Source organism: Pseudomonas sp. E45-MNA-CIBAN-0222 (genome assembly GCF_040310405.1).
In the GTDB taxonomy this organism is placed as follows: Bacteria; Pseudomonadota; Gammaproteobacteria; order Pseudomonadales; family Pseudomonadaceae; genus Stutzerimonas; species Stutzerimonas stutzeri_AC.
The window spans coordinates 1-12,229 of record NZ_JBEOPU010000008.1 but is presented as its reverse complement, the minus strand read 5'-3'; the positions used below and the strand labels follow the sequence as shown (position 1 = coordinate 12,229).

At 62.7% G+C, this 12,229-nt stretch carries 13 protein-coding genes and 2 tRNA genes; 8 read left to right on the top strand and 7 right to left on the bottom strand.

Annotated elements, in window-relative coordinates; genetic code table 11:
• Positions 1 to 62 precede the first annotated feature (62 nt).
• Complete coding sequence (locus AAEZ08_RS13305) at positions 63 to 620, bottom strand: hypoxanthine-guanine phosphoribosyltransferase (RefSeq protein WP_090522261.1); 558 nt, start codon at positions 618 to 620, stop codon at positions 63 to 65.
• Between the two features lie 249 nt (positions 621 to 869).
• Here AAEZ08_RS13305 and upp point away from each other — a divergent pair, with 249 nt between their 5' ends.
• The 3 genes from upp to AAEZ08_RS13290 all read left to right on the top strand — a co-directional run bounded on the left by upp (position 870) and on the right by AAEZ08_RS13290 (position 3,164).
• Positions 870 to 1,508: a uracil phosphoribosyltransferase gene (upp, locus tag AAEZ08_RS13300; RefSeq protein WP_090522262.1), complete on the top strand. Its 639-nt coding sequence runs from the start codon at positions 870 to 872 to the stop codon at positions 1,506 to 1,508.
• Between the two features lie 2 nt (positions 1,509 to 1,510).
• Positions 1,511 to 2,770 carry a uracil-xanthine permease family protein gene (locus tag AAEZ08_RS13295; RefSeq protein WP_090522263.1) on the top strand — a complete coding sequence of 420 codons (1,260 nt, stop codon included), beginning with the start codon at positions 1,511 to 1,513 and terminating at the stop codon, positions 2,768 to 2,770.
• A gap of 82 nt (positions 2,771 to 2,852) precedes the next feature.
• Complete coding sequence (locus AAEZ08_RS13290) at positions 2,853 to 3,164, top strand: YkgJ family cysteine cluster protein (RefSeq protein WP_003284787.1); 312 nt, start codon at positions 2,853 to 2,855, stop codon at positions 3,162 to 3,164.
• Positions 3,165 to 3,221: 57 nt separating this feature from the next.
• Here the strand turns inward: AAEZ08_RS13290 and AAEZ08_RS13285 are convergent, their stop codons facing one another.
• From AAEZ08_RS13285 to hemA, 6 genes are all read right to left on the bottom strand, one after another.
• Positions 3,222 to 3,740, bottom strand: coding sequence for an acyloxyacyl hydrolase (locus AAEZ08_RS13285; protein WP_014819350.1), 519 nt, complete (start codon positions 3,738 to 3,740; stop codon positions 3,222 to 3,224).
• A gap of 81 nt (positions 3,741 to 3,821) precedes the next feature.
• Positions 3,822 to 4,616, bottom strand: a complete 795-nt coding sequence (gene murI, locus AAEZ08_RS13280) for a glutamate racemase (RefSeq protein ID WP_090522264.1) — start codon at positions 4,614 to 4,616, stop codon at positions 3,822 to 3,824.
• Positions 4,609 to 5,364 (bottom strand): molybdopterin-synthase adenylyltransferase MoeB, encoded by a 756-nt coding sequence (locus AAEZ08_RS13275; protein ID WP_014819348.1) that lies wholly within the window; start codon positions 5,362 to 5,364, stop codon positions 4,609 to 4,611. The genes murI and AAEZ08_RS13275 overlap by 8 nt, the downstream gene beginning before the upstream one ends.
• 22 nt (positions 5,365 to 5,386) lie before the next feature.
• Positions 5,387 to 6,214, bottom strand: coding sequence for a peptide chain release factor N(5)-glutamine methyltransferase (prmC, locus tag AAEZ08_RS13270; protein WP_090522265.1), 828 nt, complete (start codon positions 6,212 to 6,214; stop codon positions 5,387 to 5,389).
• Between the two features lie 34 nt (positions 6,215 to 6,248).
• Entirely contained in the window at positions 6,249 to 7,331 is a 1,083-nt protein-coding gene (gene prfA, locus AAEZ08_RS13265; RefSeq protein ID WP_090522266.1) for a peptide chain release factor 1, read from the bottom strand.
• Positions 7,328 to 8,596 carry a glutamyl-tRNA reductase gene (gene hemA / locus AAEZ08_RS13260; protein WP_014819346.1) on the bottom strand — a complete coding sequence of 423 codons (1,269 nt, stop codon included), beginning with the start codon at positions 8,594 to 8,596 and terminating at the stop codon, positions 7,328 to 7,330. The genes prfA and hemA overlap by 4 nt, the downstream gene beginning before the upstream one ends.
• 200 nt (positions 8,597 to 8,796) lie before the next feature.
• Here hemA and AAEZ08_RS13255 point away from each other — a divergent pair, with 200 nt between their 5' ends.
• From AAEZ08_RS13255 to AAEZ08_RS13235, 5 genes are all read left to right on the top strand, one after another.
• Complete coding sequence (locus AAEZ08_RS13255; protein ID WP_500124473.1) at positions 8,797 to 10,524, top strand: tetratricopeptide repeat protein; 1,728 nt, start codon at positions 8,797 to 8,799, stop codon at positions 10,522 to 10,524.
• Between the two features lie 3 nt (positions 10,525 to 10,527).
• Positions 10,528 to 11,148 carry a lipoprotein insertase outer membrane protein LolB gene (lolB, locus tag AAEZ08_RS13250; RefSeq protein WP_427703689.1) on the top strand — a complete coding sequence of 207 codons (621 nt, stop codon included), beginning with the start codon at positions 10,528 to 10,530 and terminating at the stop codon, positions 11,146 to 11,148.
• Positions 11,149 to 12,003 carry a 4-(cytidine 5'-diphospho)-2-C-methyl-D-erythritol kinase gene (ispE, locus tag AAEZ08_RS13245; RefSeq protein ID WP_500124471.1) on the top strand — a complete coding sequence of 285 codons (855 nt, stop codon included), beginning with the start codon at positions 11,149 to 11,151 and terminating at the stop codon, positions 12,001 to 12,003.
• Between the two features lie 19 nt (positions 12,004 to 12,022).
• Positions 12,023 to 12,097: transfer RNA gene (locus AAEZ08_RS13240), tRNA-Gln, on the top strand.
• Positions 12,098 to 12,155: 58 nt separating this feature from the next.
• Positions 12,156 to 12,227, top strand: a tRNA-Gln gene (locus tag AAEZ08_RS13235).
• The last annotated feature ends 2 nt before the right edge of the window (positions 12,228 to 12,229 follow it).

Genomic DNA, 12,229 nt, shown 5'->3' with positions numbered 1-12,229 from the left:
TCGCGGCCGTGTGGCTGCGCACTCATTGCGGGCGCGCATGACAATGAGCTCCGCCGAGACGCTTACATGCCCTTTACGGCGTAGATACCAGGGGCGTTGCGCCAGTAGCCCTTGTAGTCCATGCCGTAACCAAAAATGTAGCGGTCGATACAGCTGAGGCCAACATAATCGGCTTTGAGATCCGGGCGGGCCTTACGCTGATGATCCTTGTCGATCAGCACCGCTGTATGCACCGCGGCGGCGCCCGCGTGGCGACAAAAATCGATGATCGCACCCAGGGTGTGTCCTTCATCCAGGATGTCATCAATGATCAGCACGTCGCGATCGATGAAGGAGATTTCCGGCTTGGCTTTCCAGAAGAGCTCACCGCCACTGGTTTCATTGCGATAACGAGTGGCATGCAGGTAGGACAGTTCGAGCGGGAAGTTCAGCTTAGGGACGAGCTTGCCGGAAAAGATCAGGCCGCCATTCATGACGCAGAAGACCACAGGATTGCGGTCGGCCAGCTCGCCGTTGATCGTATCGGCGACCTGGCTGATTGCAGCTTCTACCTGTTCTTCGGTGTACAGGCAGTCAGCCTCGGCCATGACTTGGCGGATATGTGCGAGATCGACGGACATGATGCGATTCCCCTCAGAAAGATGAGTGTTAGAGCGCCAACTGAACCTGGCAACTCGCGCGGTTGAATCGCCGTATCCTGAACAGCGAAAACCTGACCGAACAGCCCACTTTCAGCCGTCCGCGAAAGGGCGGGGAAGATACCCACCCTCGCCGCGCGCAGCAAGTCTGCCGGCCGGATGACACGCGAATAGCCGCTGCCCCGGCGATGCTTTAATCTAAGCCGGTTTATTTGCCCGCCGGAGGCCATAATGCCCATTCGAGAGATCCGCCACCCGCTGATCCGCCACAAGCTCGGTCTGATGCGCCGTGCAGACATCAGCACCAAGAATTTCCGCGAACTGGCGCAGGAAGTGGGATCGATCCTCACTTATGAAGCGACCTCGGACCTGCCGCTGGAACACTACAGCATCGATGGCTGGTGCGGCCCCGTTCAGGTGGAAAAGATCTCCGGCAAGAAGATTACCGTAGTACCGATTCTGCGTGCCGGCATCGGCATGCTCGATGGCGTGCTCAGCCTGATTCCCGGCGCCAAGGTCAGCGCGGTCGGCATTGCCCGCAACGAAGACACGCTGCAGGCGCAGACCTATCTGGAAAGGTTGGTCCCGGAAATCGAACAGCGCCTGGCGATCATCATCGATCCAATGCTTGCCACCGGCGGCTCGATGGTCGCCACCATCGACATGCTGAAAAAGGCCGGCTGCAAGGAGATTCGCGCGCTGGTCCTGGTTGCCGCACCGGAAGGCATCGCCGCCGTGGAGAGCGCGCACCCTGATGTGCTGATCTTCACCGCCTCCATCGATCAGCGCCTGGATGAGCATGGCTACATCGTTCCGGGCCTGGGCGATGCCGGTGACAAGATTTTCGGCACCAAGCAGAAGGACATCTGAGCATGTCGCATCCCGAGGAGCCGGTAGGCCGGCAGGTACTGGCCGGCGCGCAGATGCTGTTCGTCGCCTTCGGCGCACTGGTGCTGATGCCGCTGATCACCGGCATGGACCCCAACGTGGCGCTGTTCACTGCCGGTCTCGGCACGCTTCTGTTCCAGCTGGTCACCAAGCGTCAAGTGCCAGTATTCCTTGCATCGAGCTTCGCCTTCATCGCCCCGATCATCGCCGCCAAGGGTGAGTTCGGGCTGCCGGCCGTAATGGGTGGCGTGGTGGCGGCCGGGCTGGTGTACATGGTGCTGGGCTTCGCCGTGCGCCTGAAAGGACCGGGCTTCATCGACCGCTTGCTGCCGCCGGTGGTCATCGCTCCGGTGATCATTTCCATCGGCCTGGCGCTGTCGCCGGTGGCTGTGAACATGGCCATGGGCAAGGCCGGCGACGGCAGCGCTCAACTCATCACGTACCACACGGCGATGTTCATCTCCATGCCGGCGCTGATCACCACGCTGCTGGTAGCGGTATTGGGCAAGGGGCTGTTCCGTCTGGTGCCGATTCTCGCCGGCGTCGCGGTGGGCTACGGCCTGTCCTTTGCCTTCGGCGTGGTCGACACCAGCGGCATCGCCGCGGCGCCCTGGCTGGCGATGCCCAACTTCATCACACCGGAGTTCAACATCGGCGCCATTCTGTTCATGGTCCCCGTAGCCCTGGCTCCGGCGATCGAGCATATCGGCGGCGTGGTCGCCATCGGCAGCGTGACCGGCAACAACTATGTGAGGAAGCCGGGCCTGCATCGCACGCTCCTGGGTGACGGCGTGGCGACGTCCGCGGCCGGCCTGTTCGGTGGGCCGCCGAACACGACCTACGCCGAAGTGACGGGCGCGGTGATGCTGACCAGGAACTACAACCCGAAGATCATGACCTGGGCGGCGATATTCGCCATCGCGCTGGCCTTCATCGGCAAGTTCGGCGCCGGCTTGCTGAGCATTCCGGTACCGGTCATGGGCGGCATTCTCTGCCTGCTGTTCGGCTCGATCGCGGTGGTCGGCCTGAGCACGCTGATCCGCCATCAGGTCGACCTGTCCGAAGCACGCAACCTGATCATCGTCTCGGTGACGCTGGTGTTCGGCATCGGCGGCATGGCGATCGGCTACGGCGAGTTCACCCTGTCCGGCATCTCGCTGTGCGCGATCATCGCGCTTCTGCTCAACCTGGTGCTGCCCGGCGGCAAGGGGTGGCGCAACAAGCAGCTGAGCGAAGAGCTGTAAAAGCGTGACACCGGCTTTGCTGGTGCCACCACTCGGCGCCCTGAGTGGGCGCCCGGTCGAGCGTATCGACTAGACTGGCGCGATGAACGATTCGACCATTCCCCACCAACAACTCGAAGATACCAGCGTGAGCTGCGCCACCTGCGCCGCCTGCTGCTGTCGACTCGAAGTGTTGCTGTTCAGCGATACCGGCGTTCCGCAGCGCTATATCGACACTGACAGCTGGGGCGGCGAAGTCATGCTGCGCCTGGAGGATGGCTGGTGCGCGGCGCTTGATCGGGACAGCATGCGCTGCACGATCTACGAAAACCGGCCATTGATCTGCAGGGAGTTCGAACTGGGATCAGAGGATTGCCACGAAGAGCGCAAGGGCAGCGCCACGGCATATGGCTGAACGCTATTGGCAGTGCAGGGCTGGCGAAACGCCCTGCAGCACCTAGAGAAAACTCGCTTAGAACGCCATGCGGTAATGCAGGGCGTAGCTTTCGACACCATCGTTCGGCTTCTTGATGCCGGCGTTGGAATAGTGGATTGCGCGCACGCCCACTTCGTGGCCACCGGCGAAGCGCAGGCCCGCACCGATCCGATCCTCGAACTGGAAAGACGAACCGAGACCGTTGCCCTCGACCTCGGTGTTCTCGAATGCCGCGACACCGATGCCTGCCTCGACATAAGGTTTCACCGATTCACCAGCGAACTCGTAGACGAAGACCGGGGCCAGCGAGATGCTGTGATTGCTCGACGATTCGTCGCCCTCCCAGTAGGTATAACCGGCATCCCAGTAGCCGGTCAGTCGGCCCACGCTGGTCTGGAACCAGCTGGTACCGAAATCGAATTGCGCACCCAGGCGATAGGTCATGGTCGACTCGTCCGTCTGGCCGACCGCAACGGTAAAGTCTACGGCGTGGGCAGCCGCCATCGAACCTACAGAGAGTGCCGCCACTGCAGCCAGGGAGAACAGTTTTTTCATGAGAACTTCCTTATCAAACACTGCGTTTGTTTGGTTTTTTGGTGCCAGCATATTTGAGAAACCCCGCTGCGCTTGGAGTTCCTATCGGGGAAAAAACTCGACTTTCGCGTTTTCGCCCCAAAGTATAGGCAACACGCTGGCCATTCGCCGCGGATCGCCGCTGCAATAGAAACGCTCGGAGGCCACCCCGCTGGCGAGTAGATGGCGCTCTGCCAGCAGATCGCGCAAGTGTCGCGCGACGGCTGCCCCAGTATCAATCAGGCGGACGTTTCCAGGCAGTAGCTCGCTGAGCAGCGGCCTTATAAAGGGGTAATGCGTGCAACCCAGAATCAGCGTGTCGCAGCCTTGTGCCAGCAGCGGCCCGACCCACGCCATCAGCATGGCGCGCGTTCCGGCACTGTTCAGATCGCCTGCCTCGATGCGCTCGACCAAGCCGGGGCACGGCTGAGTGATCACCCGTACATCTGCGGCAAAGCGATCAAGCAACGCGGCAAAGCGGGCGCTCTTCAGCGTTCCGGTGGTCGCCAGCACGCCGACGACGCCACTCCGCGTGGCCTGGGCGGCAGGCTTGACGGCAGGCTCCATGGCGATGATCGGCAATTGCGGATACAGCTCGCGCAATTCGGTGACGCCAGCGGCGGTCGCAGTATTGCAGGCCACCACCAGCGCCTTCGCGCCCTTCTCGACAAAAAAGGCCGCAATGACACGGCAGCGCTCACGGATGTATTCCGGGCTCTTTTCGCCATAGGGGACATGGGCGCTGTCGGCGAGATAGAGCAGCGACTCATGCGGCAGGCGCTGCCGGATCTCACGCAGCACCGAGAGCCCGCCTACTCCGGAGTCGAAGACGCCGACCGGTGCGGCGCAGTCAGCCATGGCTTGCGCCACACACCGCACAATGTGGATCGCGCTTGACCCGCAACTCACGGAAGCGACTGGACAGCGCATCGATCAGCAGCAGTCGACCAATCAGCGGCTCGCCGAAGCCAACCAGCAGCTTGAGCGCTTCCAACGCCTGCAGGCTGCCAACCATGCCCACCAGCGGCCCCACTACACCGGCTTCGCTGCAGGTCAGCTCGGCTTCGCTACCGTGCCCATAGAGGCAGTGGTAGCAGGGGCTCGTTTCGACTCGCGGATCGAACACCGAAAGCTGCCCCTCAAGACGGATCGCCGCGCCGCTGACCAGCGGCTTTTTCGCTTTCACGCATGCGGCGCTCACCGCTTCGCGAATGCCGAAGTTGTCCGTGCAATCGAGCACCAGATCGACCCGCTCCACTGCCGCATCCAGGGAATCGGCGTCCAACCCGCTGCGATACGGCACCAGCTGTACATGGGGGTTCAGCGCCCCCAGCCGGGCCATGGCCGAGTCGACCTTGTGCAGGCCAAGCGAGGGTGTGTCGTGAGCGATCTGCCGCTGCAGATTGGTCAGATCCAACGCATCGAAGTCGGCCAGGTGCAGCTCACCGACACCAGCGGCCGCCAGATAGAGCGCTACCGGCGAGCCCAACCCGCCAAGCCCGACGATCAGCACGCGACTCTGTTTGAGGCGCAACTGGCCGTCGATATCGACCTGCTTGAGCAGGATCTGCCGGCTGTAGCGCAGCAGCTCTTCGTCACTCAGCATCCAAGCACCTCACAAAACGCAATCATGGCAGGCGGCCAAGGCTGATGCGCTCATGCCCACCCAGATCGAGCCGGCTTTGCACATCCTCGAAACCGTGGGAAAGCAAAAGCATGCGCACCGCCTCAGCCTGATCGTAACCGTGCTCCAGCAGCAACCAGCCACCCGACTGCAGATGCGCCGCCGCCTGGGCGATGATCGTGCGGATGTCGTCCAGGCCATCCGCACCCGCGATCAGCGCACTCTGCGGCTCGAAGCGGACATCGCCCTGCAGCAGGTGCGGGTCGCTGGCCGGAATATAGGGTGGATTGCTGACGATCATCTGGAACCTCTCGCCGTTCAGACCGGCAAACCAGTCGCTCAGGGTGAACGCAGCGTTGTGCAGTCCGAGCCGCAGCCGGTTGCGCTCAGCCAGCCTCACGGCGGCCTCGATACGGTCCACACCGCAGACCTGCCACGCCGGCCGCTCGGTCGCCAGAGCCAGCGCAATCGCGCCGGTGCCGGTGCCCAGATCGAGCACCCGGGCCGGTGCAGCGGGGAGCAGCTGCAGCGCGGTCTCCACCAGCAGCTCGGTGTCAGGCCGGGGGATCAGCGTATCCGCTGCCACTTCAAGTTCCAGACTCCAGAAGCCCTGGCGCCCGAGAATATAGGCGACCGGTTCACCCTGACGCCTCCGTGCGAGATCAGCAGCAAAGCGCTCGGCACACTCTGCCGGCACCTCGCGCTCCGACCAGGTGCGCAGATAGCTGGTCGACTTGTTCAGGGCGGCCGCGAGCAGCCATTCGGCATCCAGCCTGGCGCTCGGCGAGTCCGGCAGATCGGCACTTTGCAGCAGGGACTCGATGGTTGGCATGAGGTGCTCTTAGCGCGGTGCGCAGCGAAAAGGATCAGTCGCCCAGCGCCGCCAGCTGGTCGGCCTGGTATTCCTGCAACAGCGGCTCGATGACCTGCTCCACGGCGCCGCCGATCACTTCGTTGAGCGAATACAGCGTCAGGTTGACGCGATGGTCGGTGACCCGGCCTTGGGGGAAATTGTAGGTACGGATACGTTCGGAGCGATCCCCGGAGCCGACCAGCAACTTGCGCGTCTCGGAGATTTCCTTGTGCGCCGCGGCGTCCTGGCGGTCCTGCAGCTTGGCGGCGAGCCAGGCCATGGCCTTGGCGCGGTTCTTGTGCTGCGAACGCTCTTCCTGACACTCGACCACAATGCCAGTGGGCAGGTGCGTGATACGAATCGCAGAGTCGGTCTTGTTGACGTGCTGACCGCCGGCGCCGGAGGAGCGATAGGTGTCGATACGCAGCTCGGCCGGATTGATCTCCACCGCCGCCTGCTCATCCGGCTCCGGTAACACCGCCACGGTGCAGGCGGAGGTGTGAATGCGTCCCTGGGACTCGGTCTCCGGCACGCGCTGCACGCGGTGCGCGCCGGATTCGAACTTGAGCTTGGCGTAGACGTTGTCGCCCTCGACGCGGGAAATCACTTCCTTGTAGCCGCCGTGCTCGCCCTCACTCTCGGAGAGGATCTCGACTCGCCAGCCTTGCTTCTCGGCATAGCGCGAATACATGCGGAACAGATCGCCGGCAAAGATCGCCGCCTCGTCGCCGCCGGTGCCGGCGCGGATCTCGAGGAACACGTTGCGCCCGTCGTTGGGGTCCTTGGGCAGCAGCATGCGCTGCAGGTTGGCTTCAAGCGTCTCAAGCTGGGCCTTGGCTTCGGCAACCTCCTCCTCGGCCATCTCGCGCATGTCGGGATCACTGTCCTTGAGCAGCGCCTGAGCGCCCTCGAGATCCTGCTGAACCTTGCACAGCTGCCGATAGGCGACGATCACCGGCTCGACTTCGGCGTACTCGCGGGAATAGGCGCGAAAACGGCTTTGATCGCTGATGACTTCGGCGTCGCCGAGCAGTGCGGTGAGTTCTTCGAAACGGTCCTTCAGGATGTCCAGCTTGTTCAGCAGCGAAGCTTTCATGGTTTTTCCGTGCCCTCGTGCAGGGCGAAGAGTTCCTGGGCCATGCTCAGCGCCTCGACGCGGCCCTCAGCGGAGAGTTTCTTCAGTTGCACGCTGGGTGCATGCAGCAGTTTGTTGGTCAGGCCACGGGCGAGCTGAACGAGAACCTCCTCGGCGCTGCCCCCATTGGCCAGCAGACGCTGAGCCTTGCTCAGCTCGTCGTCGCGAATGCGCTCGGCGTGCTGCCGGTAGGCCTTGAGCACGTCCACCGCGGCCAGTTCGCGCAGACGCTGCATGAAGTCCTCGGTGCCGGCCGCGACCAACTCCTCGGCGGCCTGGGCCGCGCCCTGGCGACTCTTGAGGTTCTCCGCAACCACCTCATGCAGATCGTCGACCGTGTACAGATAGACGTCGTCCAGCTCGCCGACCTGCGATTCGATGTCCCGCGGCACGGCGATATCGACCATGAACATCGGCTTGTGCTTGCGTCGCTTCAGCGCCTGTTCGACCGCGCCCTTGCCGAGAATCGGCAGCTGGCTGGCGGTGGAGCTGATGACGATGTCGCTGTTGTGCAACTCGTCCGGGATATCGGCAAGCAGGATCGCCTGCGCCCCTAGCTCGGCGGCCAGCGCGCTGGCCCGCTCGAGGGTGCGGTTGGCGACCACGATCTTCTTCACGCCCTGCTCGTGCAGATGGCGCGCGACCAGGGTGATGGTCTCACCGGCGCCGATCAGCAGGGCCTGGCTGCGTTGCAGATTGCTGAAGATCTGCCGCGCCAGACTGACCGCGGCAAACGCCACCGAAACCGGGTTCTCGCCGATGGCGGTGTCGGTGCGCACGGTCTTCGCGGTGCTGAAGGTGGCCTGAAACAACCGGCCAAGCAGAGGCCCGACGCTGCCGGCCTCACGGGCGACCGCATAGGCCGACTTCATCTGCCCGAGAATCTGCGGTTCGCCCAGCACCAGCGAGTCGAGCCCGGAGGCAACACGCATCATGTGGCGCACGGCCTGATCGTCGACATGCACATAGGCGCATGCCTTGAGCTCGTCGAGGCTGAGACGGTGATAATTCGCCAGCCAGGCGAGCACGGCATCGGCCTCGACCTGATCCTGTTGCAGATACAGCTCGCTGCGATTGCAGGTCGAGAGGATCGCCGCTTCGCGGGTCGGAGTGACGCGGCACAGTTGCCGCAAGGCCTCGACCATCTGGTCGGGCGTGAAGGCTACGCGCTCGCGGACGTCCACCGAAGCGGTCTTGTGATTAATGCCAAGCGCGAGGAAAGCCATGCAGAATCGCTGATTCGATAACAGAGCGCGCAATTCTCCTACTTCGTCAGATGGAGAACAACCATTGCCCTCGATTGTCGGATTCGATTGGTACTGCCAATCAGCTACCGAACCGGCCTGCGCGCCTCCCAGGGCCCATGGGCTTGACCTGCGGCTTGTGTCATCATGCCGCGACCGCACACCAGCCGTACATTTCCCCTATGAAAAAACTCGCCGCACTTGCCGCCCTGCTGTTCATCGGCGGCTGCCAGACCTTCACGCAGCAAGCCCCCGAAAGCAGTCCGCCGGTCGAGGACGCTGCCCAGGAGAGCTCCGCCAGCGACGCGGCAGAGTACGGCTCATTCAGTCGCCAATCCCTCTATGCACTTCTGGTCGCAGAGCTTGCCGGCCAGCGCAACCGCTTCGACATTGCCCTGGGCAATTACGTACAGCAGGCGCATGCGACACAGGACGCCGGCGTCGCCGAACGCGGCTTCCGCATCGCCGAATACCTAGGCGCCGATCAGGCAGCGCTGGATACTGCCCTGATCTGGGCACGCAACGCGCCGGAGAGTCTCGATGCACAGCGCGCCGCCGCAGTGCAGCTGGCACGCGCCGGCCGCTATGAAGAATCCTTGGAGTTCATGGAAAAGGTCCTGCAGGGTCAGGGCGACACACATTTCGATTTCCTCGCCCTTTCAGCCTCGGAAACCGATCCTGACACGCGCGCCGGTCTGCTGCAGAGCTTCGACAAGCTGCTGCTCAAGCACCCGAACAACCCGCAACTGTCCTTCGGCAAGGCCGTTCTGCTACAGCAGGATGATCGCAGCGAGGAGGCGCTGGCCCTTCTGCAGGAGCAGCCGGACAAGCAGCGCCAGATCCCATCGATCCTGCTCGAAGCGCGCCTGCTGCACAGCCTGCAGCGCAGCGACCAAGCCCTGCCGCTGCTGGAGAAAAGCCTTCGTCAGCACCCCGAAGACAAACGCCTGCGCCTGACCTACGCGCGCCTGCTGGTCGAGCAGGAACGTCTGGAAGACGCCATGGGCGAGTTCGCCACACTGGTCCAGCAACATCCTGCCGACGATGACCTGCGCTTCTCCATGGCGCTGGTGTGCATGGAGGCAGAAGCCTGGCGCGAAGCCACCGTTTACCTGGAAGAGCTGATCGAGCGCGGGAGTCATCTCGACGCCGCTCATTTCAATCTTGGCCGCGCTTATCAAGCCATGGACAAAAAAACCAAGGCCCTGGAGGCCCTCGCCGAGGTTGGCCCCGGCAATGAATTTCTACCGGCGAAACTGCTACAGAGTCAGCTGCTCTACTCCAGCAAACGCGATCAGGAAGCCTCTGCGGTGCTTGCCGATGCCCGCCAGCAGCAGCCTGACTATGCCATCCAGTTGTACCTGATCGAGATTGAGGCGCTCGCCGAGCACAGTCGAACCGAACAGGCCTGGCAACTGGTAGAGCAGGCACTTGCCGAGTATCCCGATGATCTCAACCTGCTCTACACCCGCGCCATGCTTGCGGAGAAGCGCGGCGATCTGGGCCAACTGGAGCGCGACCTGCGCTTCATCATCGAGCGCGAGCCTGACAACGCCATGGCACTCAATGCGCTGGGCTACACGTTGGCCGACCGCACCAGCCGTCATGACGAAGCACTGCAGCTGATCGAGCAGGCTTACCAACTCAACCCCGATGATCCTGCGATCCTCGACAGCCTTGGCTGGATCAACTTCCGCCTGGGCAAGCTTGCCGAGGCGGAAGTTCTGCTGCGCAAAGCGCTGCAGCGCTTCCCCGACCACGAAGTCGCCGCACATCTAGGCGAAGTGCTATGGACAAAGGGTGAACGCAGCGAGGCCCGCGCGGTCTGGTCGAAGGCACTCAAACTACAGCCGGACAGCCCGATCTTGCTCGAGACGATCAAGCGGCTGACCGGATCGGAGAAGCTCTGACCCATGTCACTGTTGAAAAACCTCCTTGCTCCCTGCCTGGCCCTCCTGCTTGCTGGCTGTGCCGCCCTGGGCCCACACGAATCGGTTGAAGGCCCCGGCAATGCCGGGGCCTGGAAGGAGCACCGTAGCCATGTAGCAACGCTTGATGGCTGGCAGATCAGCGGCAAGATCGGCATTCGCGCACCACAGGAATCCGGCAGCGGCACGCTGTTCTGGCTGCAACGCCAAGACTACTTTGACATCCGCCTGTCCGGCCCCCTAGGCCGCGGCGCCACGCGACTAACCGGCCGACCGGATGCCGTGTCGCTGGAAGTTGCCGGTCAGGGTCGCTTCGAAGCGGAGTCCCCCGAAGCGTTGGTCGAAGCTCAGCTCGGCTGGCAGTTGCCGGTCTCCCACCTGCTCTGGTGGGTGCGCGGGCTGCCAGCACCGGACAGCCGCAGTCGCTTGAGCCTAGACAGTGAGAGCCGCCTGGCGCGTCTTGAGCAGGACGGCTGGCAGGTCGAGTATCTGGCCTATGCCGAACACAACGGTTTCGTCCTGCCCGAGCGCATCCGGCTACAAGGGCACGATCTGCAGATCACCCTGGTGATCAAGGACTGGCAACCCCGCCAGCTGGGCCGTTGAATGCTGACGCTACCAGCGCCCGCCAAACTCAATCTGATGCTGCACATAGTCGGGCGCCGCGCCGACGGTTACCACGAGTTGCAGACGCTATTCCAGTTTCTCGACCATGGTGACGAACTCAGCTTCAGCCCGCGTGAAGACGGCGAAATCCGCCTGCATACCGAGCTGCCGGGGGTCGATCACGACAGCAACCTGATCGTCCGCGCAGCGCGCCTGCTGCAGCATGAGAGCGGTTGTCCGCAAGGTGCCGACATTTATCTGCTCAAGCGGCTGCCCATGGGCGGTGGTATTGGCGGTGGCAGCTCCGACGCGGCGACCGCCCTGCTCGGCCTGAACCACCTGTGGCAGCTGCATCTGGAGGAAGACCAGCTGGCCGAGCTAGGGCTAACCCTGGGCGCCGATGTCCCGGTATTCGTTCGCGGCCGGGCGGCCTTTGCCGAGGGGGTTGGCGAGCGTCTGCAACCGGTCGAATTACCCGAACCGTGGTTCCTCGTAATCGCGCCGCAAGTCTCTGTTAGTACAGCGGAAATATTTGCCGACCCAGAGTTGACACGTAATACCCCGGCCATTACAGTTCGCAGCCTTCTTGCAGGGGGCGGTCATAATGACTGTCAGCCGATCGTCGAGAAGCGTTATCCAGAAGTTCGTAACGCTTTGAGCTTGTTGAACAAATTCGTTCCGGCAAGCATGACTGGCACTGGAGCTTGTGTGTTTGGGAGCTTCCCAAACGAAGGCGAGGCTGATAAAGTCCGCCGCCAACTTCCAGACACTTTGCCAAGTTTCGTGGCCCGCGGTCGTAACGTTTCGATGTTGCACCGATGCCTTGAAAAACTGGCGCAGGAAGTAAGTGCGTAGCACACAGGTTGTACGATACAGGGGCGTCGCCAAGCGGTAAGGCACCAGGTTTTGATCCTGGCATGCGTTGGTTCGAATCCAGCCGCCCCTGCCATAACCTCCTAAGGTTCGTATGATCGAAGGCGCACTGGATACATAGAAGTTGACCCTACAGGGGCGTCGCCAAGCGGTAAGGCACCAGGTTTTGATCCTGGCATGCGTTGGTTCGAATCCAGCCGCCCCTGCC

Bases quoted from the DNA above. Each gene is read 5' to 3' on its own strand.
- ispE (WP_500124471.1), top strand. From the start codon at position 11,149: ATGCTGACGCTACCAGCGCCCGCCAAACTCAATCTGATGCTGCACATA.
- AAEZ08_RS13305 (WP_090522261.1), bottom strand. From the start codon at position 620: ATGTCCGTCGATCTCGCACATATCCGCCAAGTCATGGCCGAGGCTGAC.
- prfA (WP_090522266.1), bottom strand. From the start codon at position 7,331: ATGAAAGCTTCGCTGCTGAACAAGCTGGACATCCTGAAGGACCGTTTC.
- AAEZ08_RS13295 (WP_090522263.1), top strand. From the start codon at position 1,511: ATGTCGCATCCCGAGGAGCCGGTAGGCCGGCAGGTACTGGCCGGCGCG.
- hemA (WP_014819346.1), bottom strand. From the start codon at position 8,596: ATGGCTTTCCTCGCGCTTGGCATTAATCACAAGACCGCTTCGGTGGAC.
- AAEZ08_RS13255 (WP_500124473.1), top strand. From the start codon at position 8,797: ATGAAAAAACTCGCCGCACTTGCCGCCCTGCTGTTCATCGGCGGCTGC.
- prmC (WP_090522265.1), bottom strand. From the start codon at position 6,214: ATGCCAACCATCGAGTCCCTGCTGCAAAGTGCCGATCTGCCGGACTCG.
- lolB (WP_427703689.1), top strand. From the start codon at position 10,528: ATGTCACTGTTGAAAAACCTCCTTGCTCCCTGCCTGGCCCTCCTGCTT.
- AAEZ08_RS13285 (WP_014819350.1), bottom strand. From the start codon at position 3,740: ATGAAAAAACTGTTCTCCCTGGCTGCAGTGGCGGCACTCTCTGTAGGT.
- murI (WP_090522264.1), bottom strand. From the start codon at position 4,616: ATGGCTGACTGCGCCGCACCGGTCGGCGTCTTCGACTCCGGAGTAGGC.
- upp (WP_090522262.1), top strand. From the start codon at position 870: ATGCCCATTCGAGAGATCCGCCACCCGCTGATCCGCCACAAGCTCGGT.
- AAEZ08_RS13290 (WP_003284787.1), top strand. From the start codon at position 2,853: ATGAACGATTCGACCATTCCCCACCAACAACTCGAAGATACCAGCGTG.
- AAEZ08_RS13275 (WP_014819348.1), bottom strand. From the start codon at position 5,364: ATGCTGAGTGACGAAGAGCTGCTGCGCTACAGCCGGCAGATCCTGCTC.